At 43.1% G+C, this 13,799-nt stretch carries 19 protein-coding genes; 12 read left to right on the top strand and 7 right to left on the bottom strand.

The annotated features are described in order from the left end of the window. Window positions 1-48: 48 nt before the first annotated feature. Window positions 49-990 (top strand): trypsin-like peptidase domain-containing protein, encoded by a 942-nt coding sequence (locus N483_RS03775; RefSeq protein WP_419555102.1) that lies wholly within the window; start codon window positions 49-51, stop codon window positions 988-990. 87 nt (window positions 991-1,077) lie between these two features. On the opposite strand, the gene murA is transcribed toward N483_RS03775, so the two are convergent. From murA to N483_RS03740, 7 genes are read right to left on the bottom strand one after another with little or no spacing between them, the layout of a single operon-like run. After that, window positions 1,078-2,343, bottom strand: a complete 1,266-nt coding sequence (murA, locus tag N483_RS03770) for a UDP-N-acetylglucosamine 1-carboxyvinyltransferase (RefSeq protein WP_023397230.1) — start codon at window positions 2,341-2,343, stop codon at window positions 1,078-1,080. A 12-nt stretch (window positions 2,344-2,355) separates the two neighbouring features. Then, window positions 2,356-2,613 carry a BolA family protein gene (locus N483_RS03765; RefSeq protein ID WP_023397231.1) on the bottom strand — a complete coding sequence of 86 codons (258 nt, stop codon included), beginning with the start codon at window positions 2,611-2,613 and terminating at the stop codon, window positions 2,356-2,358. A gap of 5 nt (window positions 2,614-2,618) precedes the next feature. Continuing rightward, window positions 2,619-2,912 (bottom strand): STAS domain-containing protein, encoded by a 294-nt coding sequence (locus N483_RS03760; protein ID WP_036974894.1) that lies wholly within the window; start codon window positions 2,910-2,912, stop codon window positions 2,619-2,621. Further along, a complete protein-coding gene (locus N483_RS03755) occupies window positions 2,905-3,588 on the bottom strand; it encodes an MlaC/ttg2D family ABC transporter substrate-binding protein (protein WP_023397233.1) in 684 nt (227 codons plus the stop codon). Before N483_RS03755 ends, N483_RS03760 begins: the two co-directional genes overlap by 8 nt. Before the next feature lie 6 nt (window positions 3,589-3,594). Next, entirely contained in the window at window positions 3,595-4,140 is a 546-nt protein-coding gene (mlaD, locus tag N483_RS03750; protein ID WP_023397234.1) for an outer membrane lipid asymmetry maintenance protein MlaD, read from the bottom strand. Window positions 4,141-4,152: 12 nt separating this feature from the next. Beyond that, window positions 4,153-4,929, bottom strand: a complete 777-nt coding sequence (gene mlaE / locus N483_RS03745) for a lipid asymmetry maintenance ABC transporter permease subunit MlaE (protein WP_023397235.1) — start codon at window positions 4,927-4,929, stop codon at window positions 4,153-4,155. A 2-nt stretch (window positions 4,930-4,931) separates the two neighbouring features. Beyond that, the gene (locus tag N483_RS03740; RefSeq protein ID WP_036974877.1) at window positions 4,932-5,747 is read right to left on the bottom strand and encodes an ATP-binding cassette domain-containing protein; all 816 of its coding nucleotides are present in this window, start codon (window positions 5,745-5,747) and stop codon (window positions 4,932-4,934) included. A gap of 234 nt (window positions 5,748-5,981) precedes the next feature. Between N483_RS03740 and N483_RS03735 the strand changes: the two genes are divergently transcribed. The 11 genes from N483_RS03735 to N483_RS03685 are packed head-to-tail and all read left to right on the top strand — an operon-like array spanning window position 5,982 to window position 13,729. Then, window positions 5,982-6,944, top strand: coding sequence for a calcium/sodium antiporter (locus tag N483_RS03735; protein ID WP_023397237.1), 963 nt, complete (start codon window positions 5,982-5,984; stop codon window positions 6,942-6,944). Window positions 6,945-6,952: 8 nt separating this feature from the next. Next, on the top strand, window positions 6,953-7,924 hold the full coding sequence (locus tag N483_RS03730) for a KpsF/GutQ family sugar-phosphate isomerase (protein WP_023397238.1): 972 nt from the start codon (window positions 6,953-6,955) through the stop codon (window positions 7,922-7,924). A 1-nt stretch (window position 7,925) separates the two neighbouring features. Beyond that, entirely contained in the window at window positions 7,926-8,477 is a 552-nt protein-coding gene (gene kdsC / locus N483_RS03725; protein WP_023397239.1) for a 3-deoxy-manno-octulosonate-8-phosphatase KdsC, read from the top strand. Continuing rightward, a complete protein-coding gene (lptC, locus tag N483_RS03720; protein WP_023397240.1) occupies window positions 8,474-9,028 on the top strand; it encodes an LPS export ABC transporter periplasmic protein LptC in 555 nt (184 codons plus the stop codon). The genes kdsC and lptC overlap by 4 nt, the downstream gene beginning before the upstream one ends. Then, window positions 9,018-9,548 carry a lipopolysaccharide transport periplasmic protein LptA gene (lptA, locus tag N483_RS03715; protein ID WP_036974896.1) on the top strand — a complete coding sequence of 177 codons (531 nt, stop codon included), beginning with the start codon at window positions 9,018-9,020 and terminating at the stop codon, window positions 9,546-9,548. Before lptC ends, lptA begins: the two co-directional genes overlap by 11 nt. Continuing rightward, complete coding sequence (lptB, locus tag N483_RS03710) at window positions 9,545-10,270, top strand: LPS export ABC transporter ATP-binding protein (RefSeq protein WP_023397242.1); 726 nt, start codon at window positions 9,545-9,547, stop codon at window positions 10,268-10,270. Before lptA ends, lptB begins: the two co-directional genes overlap by 4 nt. A gap of 41 nt (window positions 10,271-10,311) precedes the next feature. After that, window positions 10,312-11,823 carry an RNA polymerase factor sigma-54 gene (locus N483_RS03705; RefSeq protein WP_023397243.1) on the top strand — a complete coding sequence of 504 codons (1,512 nt, stop codon included), beginning with the start codon at window positions 10,312-10,314 and terminating at the stop codon, window positions 11,821-11,823. 26 nt (window positions 11,824-11,849) lie between these two features. Beyond that, window positions 11,850-12,137 (top strand): ribosome hibernation promoting factor, encoded by a 288-nt coding sequence (gene hpf, locus N483_RS03700; protein ID WP_023397244.1) that lies wholly within the window; start codon window positions 11,850-11,852, stop codon window positions 12,135-12,137. 3 nt (window positions 12,138-12,140) lie between these two features. After that, a complete protein-coding gene (ptsN, locus tag N483_RS03695) occupies window positions 12,141-12,596 on the top strand; it encodes a PTS IIA-like nitrogen regulatory protein PtsN (protein WP_023397245.1) in 456 nt (151 codons plus the stop codon). Between the two features lie 12 nt (window positions 12,597-12,608). Continuing rightward, complete coding sequence (gene rapZ, locus N483_RS03690; protein ID WP_023397246.1) at window positions 12,609-13,451, top strand: RNase adapter RapZ; 843 nt, start codon at window positions 12,609-12,611, stop codon at window positions 13,449-13,451. Continuing rightward, window positions 13,451-13,729, top strand: a complete 279-nt coding sequence (locus N483_RS03685; RefSeq protein WP_023397247.1) for an HPr family phosphocarrier protein — start codon at window positions 13,451-13,453, stop codon at window positions 13,727-13,729. Before rapZ ends, N483_RS03685 begins: the two co-directional genes overlap by 1 nt. Window positions 13,730-13,799 lie beyond the last annotated feature (70 nt).

Below are 13,799 nucleotides of genomic sequence, written 5' to 3'. Positions count from 1 at the left end.
TTAAGAGAAAAAGCAGCCAATCTAAACGTGCCATACACTGTTCAGCAAATGAGTTTTGCCAATGGTGTTAGCAGAGCAGCACCTGCTGTTGTCACCATATTTTCAGAAAGTTTTAGTTCTGTACCTCGATTTAAGCGCCAAAATCGCATCCAAGAATTGGGCTCTGGGGTGATCATGAGTTCGGATGGCTATATCTTAACTAACTATCACGTTATCAATAGTGCAGATCAAATCATTGTTTTATTGCCCGATGGTAGACAATATTATGGTGTGCTGATCGGATTCGACACCATTACAGACCTCGCGGTCATCAAAGTCAATGAAGATCATCTGCCAGTTATTCCAATGAATGACAATTTAATCCCGCGTATTGGGGACGTAGTACTGGCCATCGGCAACCCGCTCAACCTTGGACAAACCATCACGCAAGGGATCATTAGTGCCACAGGTAAACAAACTTTAACAGAGAGCCAATATAATAGCCTGCTGCAAACCGATGCTGCGGTCAACGTGGGTAACTCAGGCGGCGCTCTGGTCAACTCAAATGGTACTTTAGTTGGTATTACATCTGCTCAATTCACCACTCGATACAACATTGATATTGAAGGTATCTCCTTTGCAGTACCCTATCGGCTTGCCAAGGATGTTATGACTAAAATTATTGAAGACGGCCGCGTTATTCGGGGCTATTTGGGTTTCAAAGGCACCGCAGTGGATAACAAGGGGCAGGTTATTACCGATGTTTACACCCCGATCATGGGTCTACGGATCAGCGAGCTTGACCCCCTAGGTCCTGTTTGGCAAGCGGGCATGAAAGATGGAGACATTGTCACCAAAGTTGCGGGAAATGCCATTACCAACCCGCAAAAAACACTGCGTACCATTGGCAACACAGAACCCGGTACCGAGCTTGAGTTTGAAGTGAATCGCAATGGAGAGCGCCTCGTATTTATGGTCGAGGTAGTCGAGCTTGAAACCCCGATTTACTAGTGCTCCTATCTAGAAAAAGCGAGCGGTGAAGCGACACCATAATTGGTTCATCCAGCTATGGTGAGCTTCTTCACTTAGCGCGCGATCTTAGTTGTGCTTACGGCGAATATTTGCCCCAAGACGACTGAGCTTATCTTCTATTTTTTGATAACCTCTATCAACATGATAAATGCGGTCAACGACAGTTTCACCTTGTGCGACAATGCCCGTTAAAATCAAGCTAGCTGAAGCACGCAAATCTGTTGCCATCACTTGTGCACCCGATAAACGCGTGGTTTCATCACAAATTGCAGTGTTGCCTTCAAGACGAATATTGGCGCCCATTCGCTGAAGCTCTGGCACATGCATAAAGCGATTTTCAAAAATCGTTTCGGTAATCGTTGCACTGCCATTTGCAACCACATTGAGTGCCGTAAATTGCGCTTGCATATCTGTTGGGAAACCAGGATGTGGCATGGTCTTGATATTTACCGCTTTAAGATCTCGATTTTTCATACTGACAAATATGCTATCGCCATTGACCTCAACTGCGGCATTGGCTTGACGTAGCTTTTCAAGTACAGGTTCGAGACTAGCGTGATCCGTATTGCGACACAATACTTCACCTTTGCTCATTGCTGCGGCGACTAAAAATGTGCCTGTTTCAATGCGATCAGGTAGAATTTTATGCTCACAGCCATCTAACTTTTCAACACCTTGTATTTCAATGCGGCTTGAACCCGCCCCTTGAATTTTGGCACCCATGGCAGTTAGACACAGTGCTAAATTGATGATCTCAGGTTCGCGAGCTGCGTTTTCTAACACAGTGGTCCCCTCAGCCAAAGTTGCGGCCATTAAGAGGTTTTCTGTCGCACCGACCGACACGGTTTCCATGAAAATTTCCGCGCCTTGCAAGCGCTTTCCCTGTGGCGTTTGAGCATTGATATAACCATTTTCAACACTAATTTGAGCGCCCATCTTTTCAAGGCCTGAGATATGTAAATCAACCGGACGAGCACCAATGGCACAGCCGCCTGGCAAAGAGACCTGTGCTTTGCCAAAACGCGCTAACAATGGTCCTAGCGCTAAAACAGACGCACGCATCTGCTTTACAAGCTCATAAGGGGCCAGTACTTTGTCAACACAGCGCCCATCTACTTCCAGTAATTCTCCACGCCAATTTACTTCAGCACCTAGTGTTCGCAGTAGCGCTTCTGTCGTAACAATATCGCGCAGCTGAGGTACGTTACTAAATGTACTTTTGCCATCTGCAAGTAATGCAGCAAATAAGATGGGTAGAGCCGCATTCTTGGCTCCAGATATAGTGACTTCACCGTTTAAAGTGGTGCCACCTTGGATTACAAATTGATCCATTGTGGCTCCTAATTATTGTGGCAAAATAAACTTCTGCTCGCGCTGCCACTCGGTAGGTGTGAATGCTTTTATGCTTACTGCATGGATCGTCCCATCTTTGATTACTTCCATCAATGGGGCGTATACCATTTGTTCTCTTTTAACGCGTCTTAGTCCATCAAAACACTCACCAACGGCAATCACTTCATAGTGACTGCCATTCGCTTTTACTTTTACTTCGTCTAAGGTCAAAGATTGTTGTAAAACAGTTTCGACTTGATTCGTTTCCATTGGACTCACTCAAATAAGGTTGTGACCTGCCCCAATTCCATTAAATTTTGCAATTGCTCAGGTCTATTCTTTAACTCAAGGCGTGTGCCTTGTTGTTTCAATTTTCCTAAAGAGTGAATTAACCAAGCTAAACCCGCGGTGTCAACCCTTGAGACCTCACAAAGGTCAAAATACAGCTCTGACTGCGCATTTTCTAACAATTGATTAAGAAGTGATTCATTTATCAGCGTGTCACGAGTCAATTCACCTTTAACCGCGACCGTATCATCAGCAACCTTAGTGAAGTGCAAATTAGGCATTTCCATCGTCCCCTCTAAACTGGACCGGCAGCTGACTTTTCTTTTCTAACAGCGTGATCACATGCTCAATCCCCTGCTGACGCAAAATACCATGTAACTCACTTTGTTTCGCATCAAGTAGGCTGATCCCTTCTGCCATCATATCAAATGCACGCCACTCGCCTTGTTTGTTTTTACGTACCTTAAAGTCAATTTTGATATCAGGTTTACCCGCTTCAATGATCCTAGTTTTTACAGTAGCCACATTCGCGTCGCCTATAGCACGTGGTGTTTCAAACTCTACTTTTTGATCTGTGTACTGAGTGAATACGCCCGCATACGTGGCAACTAAATACGATTTAAACACCTCAATGAACACCTTGATGTTCTGTACCGCCTGCTTTTTCTCTTCCTTATCTTTAATCGTACGCACTTTTTGAATATAGCTGCCCAATACTCTATAAGCCGCATATTTATAGTCGATATAAGGTAAAAGCTCCTGCTCAACGATCACTCTCAAGTGCTCTTTATCTTTGGCAATAATATTTTGATCTTTGGCTACTCGCTGAAAGGTATTTTCTGCAACCTGTTGAACCATTTTATACGGGTCTTTCAAGTCAACCTGCATCGCATTGGCAAACGATACCAACAACGAGAAAATAAAAATGCTCACAACAAAAAAATGATTCTTCGACATATCTGCTTACTCGCTGCTTTGATTAAACAAGAATTGACCTATCAGTTCTTCTAATACGAGCGCTGACTTAGTATCCGTTATCGCATCGCCGTCTTTCAGCGCTAGACTTTCAACACCAAAGAGATCGTCTAGATCTACTTCATCCTGTGCTGAAACTTCATTCCCTAAACACGTTTGTTTTGCAGATTCTGAAGCGATAACAGGTGAAATACCTAAGTATTGCTCCCCAAGTATACCCGAGGTCAAAATGGATACAGAAGTGGTATCAGAGAACTGACATTCATACGTTTTATCAATGCTCATACTCACAACTGGGACAAACTCTTCAGGATGAATTTGAATGCCCTCAACACGACCAATGACAACACCACCTACCTTAATTGGAGCACGAGTTTTTAACGAGCCGATATTGTCAAACTTGGCTTCCAGTCTATATGTTTCACCATTGCCACTGATCCCAGCATTAGCCACTTTCATAGCAAGCATAACAAACGCAGCGACACCTAAGGCTACAAATAAGCCAACTAAAATTTCTATTTTCCGTGTATTCATTTTTCCTAACCCTTAACTCGAAAACATCACTGCTGTTAATACAAAATCAAAGCCTAAAACAGCCAGTGAAGAATGCACAACGGTTTCCGTTGTCGCCTTGCTTATCCCTTCTGAAGTAGGGATACAATCATAGCCTTTATACAATGCGATCCACGTAACGATTAACGCAAATACAAAACTTTTTATAAGACCATTCATTATATCTTGTTGTAGCGAAACCTGAGACTGCATGATTGACCAAAAGCTTCCAGAGTCCACGCCTAGCCAATCAACACCGACTAAGTGTGCGCCAATAATTGCCACAGCGGAAAATATCAATGCCAATAAAGGCATACTGATAAAGCCGGCCCAAAAACGAGGTGCTACAACGCGTTTTAAAGGGTCCACAGCCATCATTTCTAAACTAGATAGCTGCTCTGTTGCTTTCATCAAACCAATTTCTGCGGTTAAAGCACTGCCTGCACGACCGGCAAATAATAAGGCTGTCACAACAGGGCCAAGCTCTCGTAACAAGCTCAGTGCTACCAATGGCCCCAAGCTGTCTTCAGCACCATAACCTACTAACACCGTATAGCCTTGCAGCGCTAACACCATGCCTATAAATAAACCTGATACCATGATGATCAAAAGAGACTGGTGACCAACCATGTAAAGCTGCTTTATCAGTAAAGGTGTTCCTTGTCGGAGGTTGGGCACATTCAACAAAGCCCCTAGTAACATTTGTGTCGCACGACCGATAGATGCAAAGCGGCTGAGCGTTTTATGTCCTAACTTTTGTAAAAAATCCACGCTTATAGGCCTCCATCCAATAATTCCTGTTCATACGGCGCAGCTTTAAAATGAAACGGGACTGGACCATCCGACAATCCTTGCAAAAATTGCTGCACAAGCGGAGAACTATGTGCCAACATCTGTTCTGGTGAGCCACTGCCTATAACACCCTGCTCTGCGATGATAACAACATGATCAGCAATACTGAGTACTTCAGTGACATCATGGGTCACAATGAGTGATGACAGTCCCAACACTTCATTCAGAGATTTAATCATTCTGACCAGCACACCCATTGAAATCGGATCTTGCCCCGCAAAGGGTTCATCGTACATAATTAGTTCAGGGTCAAGTGCTATTGCTCTTGCTAATGCAGCTCGCCTAGCCATACCACCTGACAGCTCTGCAGGCATAAGCGATCGCGCACCGCGTAAGCCAACCGCTTGTAGTTTCATTAATACGATAAGGCGAATTAAGTCTTCACTTAGCTGAGTATGTTCACGTAGTGGAAAAGCAACATTGTCAAAAACGGACATGTCGGTAAAAAGTGCGCCACTTTGGAATAGCATGCTCATTTGTTTTCGTGCTTGATATAACTCAGAACGAGACATAGCTGGCACACTTGAGCCCATAAACGTAATATCGCCACTATCTGGGCGAAGTTGACCACCTATCAAGCGCAACATGGTTGTTTTACCAATACCACTAGGCCCCATGATGGCTGTAATTTTACCTCTAGGCACTGAGAAGCTCATATTTTTATATATGACCCTATCACCGCGAGAAAAGGTTACATCCTTGACTTCAACGATTGACTGCGACAAGTCGCTCTCCATATATCGATTTCACCAATTGGTGAATAATACGTTTTTTTACACCAAGATGGAAAATGCAAATTGGTAAAATTTTGTAATGGACACGGTTACAAAACGTGGATTATCACCCGTTCTCGTAAATTTATCGGTTTACCCGTCTACAGTAATACGCTATCAAGAACAGATTATTTATACATTTGACAACGCATTTGATAATATTTACCGCACTGTATTTAGTTGCTCGGCATAGGTTTCATGGTTTTATCTTTTGTCATTCTTATCTTAGGTTTTGTTGCACTGGTTTGGAGCGCAGATAGATTTGTTTTTGGTGCGGCTGCTTTAGCAAAAAACCTTGGCGTCCCCACTTTAATTGTTGGCCTAACAATTGTTGCCATGGGTTCTTCCGCACCCGAAATGATGGTTGCAGCACAAGCCGCTTTATCTGATAAAACCGACACAGCTGTCGGTAATGCCATTGGTTCCAATATTGCCAATATACTGTTGGTTTTAGGTATTACAGCTTTACTCAGACCTTTGGCCGTCGGCTCAGGAATACTACGACGCGAGATGCCACTTTTAATTATTGTTTCGCTGGGTGCTTGGTACATTGTGAGCGATAATTATTTCAGTGCAACAGAGGGCTATGTCTTACTTGTCGGATTCGCAACGTTTATTCTAGGCCTAATTTATATCACTAAAAACAGTAATCACGCTCAAGAAGACGACCCGTTAGTTTCTGAGGCATGTGATGAAGTCCCAGACAATGTACCTACTGGCAAGGCTGTTTTTTGGTTGATTGTTGGCATGATAATACTGCCAATCAGTGCTGACGTGCTCGTTGACTCCGCTGTTGATATTGCTAAATTCTTTGGTATGAGTGATTTATTGATCGGCTTGACCATTATCGCTATTGGTACGAGTTTACCTGAACTAGCTGCATGTGTAGCGGGTGTGCTTAAGAATGAAGATGATTTAGCACTTGGCAACATCATTGGCTCGAATATTTTCAATATCCTCGCAGTATTGTCTATTGCTGGTATTTTAAACCCAGCATCACTCGATATGAACATCGCACAGCGAGATATCTACGTAATGCTGGGTGCGACGGTCGCGCTCATTGTAATGAGCGTAAACCTCAGAGGTAAACGACAAATTAATCGTCTGGAAGGTGGCGTGTTACTCGCTGCGTTTATTGGCTATATGTACGCCATTATTTAGGAGTTGGCATGAAGCACCTGTCATTTATTGAATCTGCAAAGCGTGTTTTGGAAATTGAACAACAAGCAATTACTGAATTAAACCAGTTTATCGATACTAGCTTTGCTAACGCCTGCGAGCTTATGCTGAACTGTAAAGGGCGTGTCATCGTTATCGGTATGGGCAAATCCGGTCACATCGGCAATAAAGTTGCTGCTACATTAGCGAGCACTGGGACGCCATCGTTCTTTGTTCACCCCGGAGAAGCGAGCCACGGCGATTTAGGCATGATCACCTCCGATGATGTCGTTTTGCTGATTTCAAATTCTGGCGAAACTGGTGAAGTGATCGGTATCATCCCTGTTATTAAGCGAATTGGGGCGCATATCATAAGCATGACTGGCAATGAGCAATCGACCATGGCACAGCAAGCAGATGTCCATCTTTGCATCAAGGTATCTAAAGAAGCTTGTCCGTTGGGATTAGCCCCCACCGCAAGCACCACGGCAACACTGGTAATGGGGGATGCACTTGCTGTAGCCCTACTAGAATCCAGAGGCTTTACCGCTGATGATTTTGCACTCTCTCATCCCGGCGGCAGTCTCGGAAAACGACTTCTCCTTACTTTAGAAGAGATTATGCACAAAGGTGACGGGGTGCCTAAAACACCGACTGGTAGCTTAATAAAAGATGCGTTGTTTGAAATGTCAGCCAAAGGGCTAGGCATGACCGCTATTGTCGATCAACAAGGTCAACTGTGTGGTCTGTTTACCGACGGTGACTTACGCCGGGTTATTGAGCAAAAAATTGATCTGCATAATGATACTATTGATTCGGTTATGACGATTTGCTGTACTACGGCTTCACCAGATATGCTCGCAGCTGAAGCACTCAATATTATGGAAAAGAAACGAATTAATGGCCTCATTGTGATCGATGAAAACCAGCACCCTATTGGGGCATTAAATACCCAAGACTTATTGCGCGCAGGAGTATTATAACATGCAGTTTAGTGAGCTTTATCAACCCATCACATCTCAAATAGGTGACAGAGCCAAAGCAGTCAAACTGCTAATTTGTGATATTGACGGTGTATTTTCTGACGGCCGCATTTACTTGGGAAATCAAGGTGAAGAACTAAAAGCATTTAATACCAAAGACGGTTTTGGGATTAAAGCACTCATTGAAACAGGTGTTGAAGTTGCCGTGATCACAGGCCGCCATTCAGAAATTGTTAAGCAGCGAATGACTAGCCTAAACGTTAATCATATTTACCAAGGCCAAGAAAACAAGCTGCAAGCTTATGACAAATTAAAGGCCGAACTTAATTTAACTGACGAGCAAATCGCCTATATTGGTGACGACGGACCTGATATCCCTGTCATGCAACAAGTTGGCTTTGCAGTGGCTGTTGCTGACGCGCATCCGCTGGTGAAAAACTTGGCTCACTATACGACTATGATGCCTGGAGGCTTTGGCGCCGTCAGGGAACTCACCGACTTATTAATGTTAAGTCAGGGCAACGAGCTACTCTCTAATGGGAGCAGTACATGACTAATTTACGAGTCATACTACTCGTAGTTTTCGGCGCTACCATGCTGTGGCTTTGGTATCCTTTTTTAATACAAACAGAGCAGCAAACTCAACAACAAGAAGAAACAATTGCCAAGCCTGATTATGTAGCAGTCGATTTGAAACAGACTTCTTTTGCAGAAAATGGGCAGCTCAGTTATCAAATTACAGCAAAAAGAATGGAGCTCTATCAGGAGTTGGGATTTAGCCATTTTGAAGCCCCTATTTTTGTATTACACAATGGGCAGCACAATTGGCAACTCGCTGCAAACGAAGCCACTTTATATGAAAACGATACCTTGATTTTAGAAGGCAACGTTAAAGCAACCAACTTGAACGAAACAGCAATGATCACGCACATTGACGCAGACAACCTCCGGCTCGAGATCACCAACCGGATGATGCGCTCAGAACAGCCCGTGGTCATTACAGGCCCGAGTGTAACCATTACTGGAAAAGGCCTTATCGCCGATCTCAATATTGAGGTCATTGAACTCATCAACCACACCGAAACGATTTATGATAAGCAATAAACTAAGTGCAACCCTACTATTCACTTGTGCTATTGGACTACTGCCACACTGCGTATTGGCTAATAGTAACCCAGAGCAAGTCATTATCAGTTCAGGCAAGCAGCAAGCACAATTACAGACTAACATCGGCGTATTTGAAGAAAATGTCGAAATTATTCATGGCCAGAGAAAAATCTTTGCCGATCGACTTGAAGTGCACAGACGAGAGGAGCTAGGCGAAAATAAACAATTATTAGTTGCAACTGGCTCCCCAGCAATCTTTCAGGAACGACAAACTGATGGCTCACTACTAAAAGCCAGCGCCAACGAAGTGCGTTACGATGTAGCAAATCGTCTTCTGACAATCAAAGGCAACGCAGAGATCAGTCAAGCCGGTCAAAAGATTTCCGCTCAAGAAATTCTCTACGATATGGAGAAACAGCTGATCAGCGCACAAAAAGCCAATGACGAAGGTAAGCGTGTAAGAACTGTCTTACTCCCTGTTGATAAAAAACAAGATGGTAACAAGGAGCAACAGTGAGCACACTAAAAGCCACAGCACTCGCCAAAAGCTACAAAGGCAGACAAGTTGTAAAAAACGTCGAACTAAGTGTTGAAGCTGGAAGCATAGTGGGATTGCTAGGGCCTAATGGCGCAGGTAAAACCACCACTTTTTATATGATTGTGGGTTTAGTGCCAAGTGACAAAGGCAGCATTCATATTGATCAGCAGGATATCACCTTGCTGCCAATGCATAGCCGCGCACGTATGGGGATCGGCTATTTACCACAAGAGTCATCGATATTCAGAAAGTTGACGGTTTATCAAAATTTAATGGCTATTTTGGAAACACGTAAAGACCTAAATAAAGCTCAGCGTGAAACGATACTAAACGAATTATTGGACGAATTTAATATTCAACATATTCGCTCTAGTTTAGGAATGGCGCTTTCCGGTGGAGAGCGTCGTCGAGTAGAAATTGCTCGCGCTTTAGCCGCAGATCCAAAATTTATTCTATTAGATGAGCCTTTTGCTGGCGTTGATCCCATTTCAGTGTTAGATATAAAGAAAATTATTGAGCATTTAAAAAATCGTGGAATCGGTGTGTTGATCACAGATCACAATGTACGTGAAACATTGGATGTATGTGAAAAAGCCTATATTGTTTCCCATGGTGAATTAATTGCTTCAGGTAGCCCTGAACATGTTTTAGCGGATCAAACAGTCCGAGATGTCTACTTAGGCGAACAATTCAGGCTATAGTTAAGAATAAGCGTAACAACAGAAAGGATTGTTAGAGATACATGAGGCAATCGCTACAGCTGCGCATGGGGCAGCAATTAACAATGACACCACAACTACAGCAAGCGATACGCCTGCTGCAGTTGAGCACATTAGACCTCCAGCAAGAAATTCAAGAAGCGCTGGACAGCAATCCTTTATTGGAAGTAGAAGAAAACGAACAAGAATCTTTTGACAACGGTCTAGACAAAACGCAAGAGCAATCACAGGCAAGCGAAAAAGCAGAGTCCAGCTCTGAGGAGATCCCTGAGCCACAGATCAGCGATTATGAACAAGACACTGATACAGCTCTAAATAAAGAGACCCTCAGCGATGAGATGGCGATGGATGTGACTTGGGATGAATACATCAGTGCGGCGCCGGTAAGTTCATCAGGGCCTATGCCTGAAGATGAAAGCGTCTACCAAGGACAGACAACTGAAAGCTTGCAAGAATACTTGATGTGGCAGCTTGAGCTCACACCATTTAGCGCGACGGACAGGTTGATCGCACTGTCAATTGTTGAGGGTGTAGATGACTCTGGCATTTTAACAGTATCGTGCGAAGACATTTTAGAAAGCTTGAATCTCGACAATGATCAAGACCCCGTCGAGCTCGATGAAGTTGAAGCTGTCCTAAAACGCATCCAACTCTTTGACCCAGTAGGGATCGCCGCTCGAAGCCTTCAGGAATGCTTAATTGTGCAACTCAATCAATTTGCGGCAGGCACGCCTTGGCTTGAACAAACCAAGCTAGTTATCGATGAACATATCGATCTATTAGCGAATCGTGATTATCGTACTATCATGAAGAAAACAAAGCTCAAAGAAGGTGAGCTAAAAGAAGTGATGACGTTGATCCACAGCTTAAACCCTAAGCCTGCTGCAAGTATAGTGCAAGAAGAGGCCGATTACGTGATCCCCGATGTCTCCGTTAAAAAGGTCAAGGGACGTTGGGTTGTTGAGCTAAACCCTGATTCTATGCCTAAAATAAGAGTTAACGATCATTATGCTGCTATGTCTCGCTCTGTAAAATCAAGCAGTGACAGTCAATTCATTCGCTCTCATTTACAAGAAGCAAAATGGTTTATTAAAAGCCTTGAAAGCAGAAATGAAACTTTATTGAAAGTTACTAATTGCATTGTGCAGCAACAACAGGCATTCTTTGAACATGGCCCTGAGGCAATGAGACCTATGGTACTCAATGATGTTGCTGAAATGGTTGACATGCACGAGTCGACAATATCTCGAGTAACAACGCAAAAATACATGCACACGCCTCGTGGCATTTATGAATTGAAATACTTCTTCTCGAGCCACGTTAGTACCGAGAATGGTGGTGAATGTTCTTCCACAGCGATCCGAGCACTCATCAAAAAGCTAATTGCTGCTGAAAACGCTGCTAAGCCTTTAAGTGATAGCAAAATTGCAGATGTATTAGCTGATCAAGGTATTAAGGTGGCAAGACGTACTATTGCCAAATACCGAGAGTCTTTGGCTATTCCACCGTCTAATCAACGTAAGAGCTTGATTTAGGCGTAACAAAAGAAGGAAAAATGCTTATGCAACTAAATTTAACTGGTCGCCATGTAGAAATTACCGATTCATTAAGAGACTACGTAACGAGTAAGTTTGCGAAGCTAGAAAGGCATTTTGATCACATCAACAACGTACATGTAATCTTAGATGTCGAAAAACTCATACAAAAAGCAGAAGCCACATTGCATGTCAACGGAGGTGAATTGTTTGCTTCTACAGAGCATAAAGATATGTATGCAGCAATTGATGGTTTAATTGATAAGCTAGATCGACAAGTGATTAAACATAAAGAGAAGCTAACTCGACACTAAATCATGAAACTTAGCACACTCATTTCCGAGGACTGTAGCAAAGCTGCGGTCCTTTTTAATAGTAAAAAAAGAATACTTCAATATATTAGTGAGCTGGCGCAGTCAAAAATTCCAAGTGCCAATCAACATGAGATTCTAGAAGCACTTTTAAACCGCGAAAAGCTAGGCAGTACAGGGATAGGTAAAGGGATAGCGATCCCGCATGGCAGGTTGCCAGGTTTAAATAACATTATTGCCATCATACTTGTAAACCAACAAGCCATTCCTTTTGATGCCTATGACGATCGCAATGTGGACATTTTTGTTGCACTCATCGTACCAGATGGTGAAAATAAACAACATTTAGAGACCTTAGCCAGTATCGCTGGTAAACTAAATAACAAAGCTTTTTGTAAACGACTTAGGCAAGCAAGTAATGATAGCGAGCTTCATCAAGTCCTTGTTGAGTTTGATAAATAATAGGAATTAAACGTGGAACTCATAATTATCAGTGGCCGCTCTGGCTCAGGTAAATCTGTTGCATTAAGAGTTTTAGAAGACTTGGGTTATTACTGCGCTGATAATATTCCAGTTAACCTGCTGCCTGCTCTAGTTCGCAGTGTCTCTGATAGCTACAATAAAATTGCGGTAAGCATCGATGTTAGAAACTTACCTAAAGAGCAACAAGAATTTCATGATATCTTAGAGTATTTACCTGGTTTTGCGAAACCACGTGTTTTTTATTTAGATTGTGACGATCAAACTCTGGTTAAACGCTTTTCTGAAACGCGACGCTTACACCCGCTGTCTTTAAACGACTTACCTCTAGACTTGGCCATAAAACAAGAGCGCAACTTACTTGATGTGTTAATCCGCCGTGCTGATGTCACCATAGATACCACAGATCTCAGTGTTCATCAGTTAGCAGAGAGTGTACGTGAAAAAATCCTCGGGCAAAAAGACAAACAGCTTATTATCACGTTCGAGTCATTCGGGTTTAAGCACGGGATCCCTAAAGAGGCTGATTATGTCTTTGATGCACGTTTTTTACCAAACCCGCATTGGGAGCCTGAATTGAAGCCCTTAACAGGCTTAGATCAGCCCGTAGTGGATTATTTATCAAGCCATAGCATAGTTCAAAAGTTTGTTTGGCAAATTCAGACTTTTATGCAAACTTGGCTACCACACTTAGAGCGTAATAATCGAAGCTACTTAACAATCGCTATCGGTTGTACTGGTGGTCAGCACCGCTCCGTATATTTGGCTCAAACACTTGGAGAGCGCTTTCAAAGGACTCACTCCAATGTCAAGATTCGTCACCGAGAACAAGAGTAATGACGCGAGAATACGAAGGCGTTTTTCTAATAAAAAATAAGTTGGGTTTACATGCTCGAGCAGCAACAGTACTAGCACAGTTGTCTACTCAATTTAACGCTCAAGTTACTCTATATCAAGGTGATAAAAGTGCGCCAGGAGACAGCGTATTGGCTCTGTTGCTGCTGGAAAGCAGTCAGGGTAAAGAAGTAAAAGTAACCTGCACAGGTCCCGATGCACAAGACGCTTTGCTCGCAATTGGAAATCTCATTGAAGATAAGTTCCATGAATCAGAATGACGTCTAACTTCGAATGAGCTGTGAGGGTTCTACTTTTTGTCCCAACAGATCTGTTACTGCAAATAAACTG

Origin of the sequence: Pseudoalteromonas luteoviolacea NCIMB 1944, assembly GCF_001625565.1 — a bacterium.
Classification (GTDB): domain Bacteria; phylum Pseudomonadota; class Gammaproteobacteria; order Enterobacterales; family Alteromonadaceae; genus Pseudoalteromonas; species Pseudoalteromonas luteoviolacea_F.
This window is presented reverse-complemented; position numbering and strand designations above follow the sequence as displayed.

What these genes read in the sequence shown, in the direction of transcription:
- N483_RS03755 (WP_023397233.1), bottom strand. Translation starts at nt 3,588, where the DNA reads ATGTCGAAGAATCATTTTTTTGTTGTGAGCATTTTTATTTTCTCGTTG.
- N483_RS03740 (WP_036974877.1), bottom strand. Translation starts at nt 5,747, where the DNA reads ATGGAGAGCGACTTGTCGCAGTCAATCGTTGAAGTCAAGGATGTAACC.
- N483_RS03730 (WP_023397238.1), top strand. Translation starts at nt 6,953, where the DNA reads ATGAAGCACCTGTCATTTATTGAATCTGCAAAGCGTGTTTTGGAAATT.
- N483_RS03685 (WP_023397247.1), top strand. Translation starts at nt 13,451, where the DNA reads ATGACGCGAGAATACGAAGGCGTTTTTCTAATAAAAAATAAGTTGGGT.
- N483_RS03765 (WP_023397231.1), bottom strand. Translation starts at nt 2,613, where the DNA reads ATGGAAACGAATCAAGTCGAAACTGTTTTACAACAATCTTTGACCTTA.
- ptsN (WP_023397245.1), top strand. Translation starts at nt 12,141, where the DNA reads ATGAAACTTAGCACACTCATTTCCGAGGACTGTAGCAAAGCTGCGGTC.
- murA (WP_023397230.1), bottom strand. Translation starts at nt 2,343, where the DNA reads ATGGATCAATTTGTAATCCAAGGTGGCACCACTTTAAACGGTGAAGTC.
- N483_RS03760 (WP_036974894.1), bottom strand. Translation starts at nt 2,912, where the DNA reads ATGCCTAATTTGCACTTCACTAAGGTTGCTGATGATACGGTCGCGGTT.
- lptC (WP_023397240.1), top strand. Translation starts at nt 8,474, where the DNA reads ATGACTAATTTACGAGTCATACTACTCGTAGTTTTCGGCGCTACCATG.
- N483_RS03735 (WP_023397237.1), top strand. Translation starts at nt 5,982, where the DNA reads ATGGTTTTATCTTTTGTCATTCTTATCTTAGGTTTTGTTGCACTGGTT.
- N483_RS03775 (WP_419555102.1), top strand. Translation starts at nt 49, where the DNA reads ATGAGTTTTGCCAATGGTGTTAGCAGAGCAGCACCTGCTGTTGTCACC.
- mlaD (WP_023397234.1), bottom strand. Translation starts at nt 4,140, where the DNA reads ATGAATACACGGAAAATAGAAATTTTAGTTGGCTTATTTGTAGCCTTA.
- hpf (WP_023397244.1), top strand. Translation starts at nt 11,850, where the DNA reads ATGCAACTAAATTTAACTGGTCGCCATGTAGAAATTACCGATTCATTA.
- kdsC (WP_023397239.1), top strand. Translation starts at nt 7,926, where the DNA reads ATGCAGTTTAGTGAGCTTTATCAACCCATCACATCTCAAATAGGTGAC.
- N483_RS03705 (WP_023397243.1), top strand. Translation starts at nt 10,312, where the DNA reads ATGAGGCAATCGCTACAGCTGCGCATGGGGCAGCAATTAACAATGACA.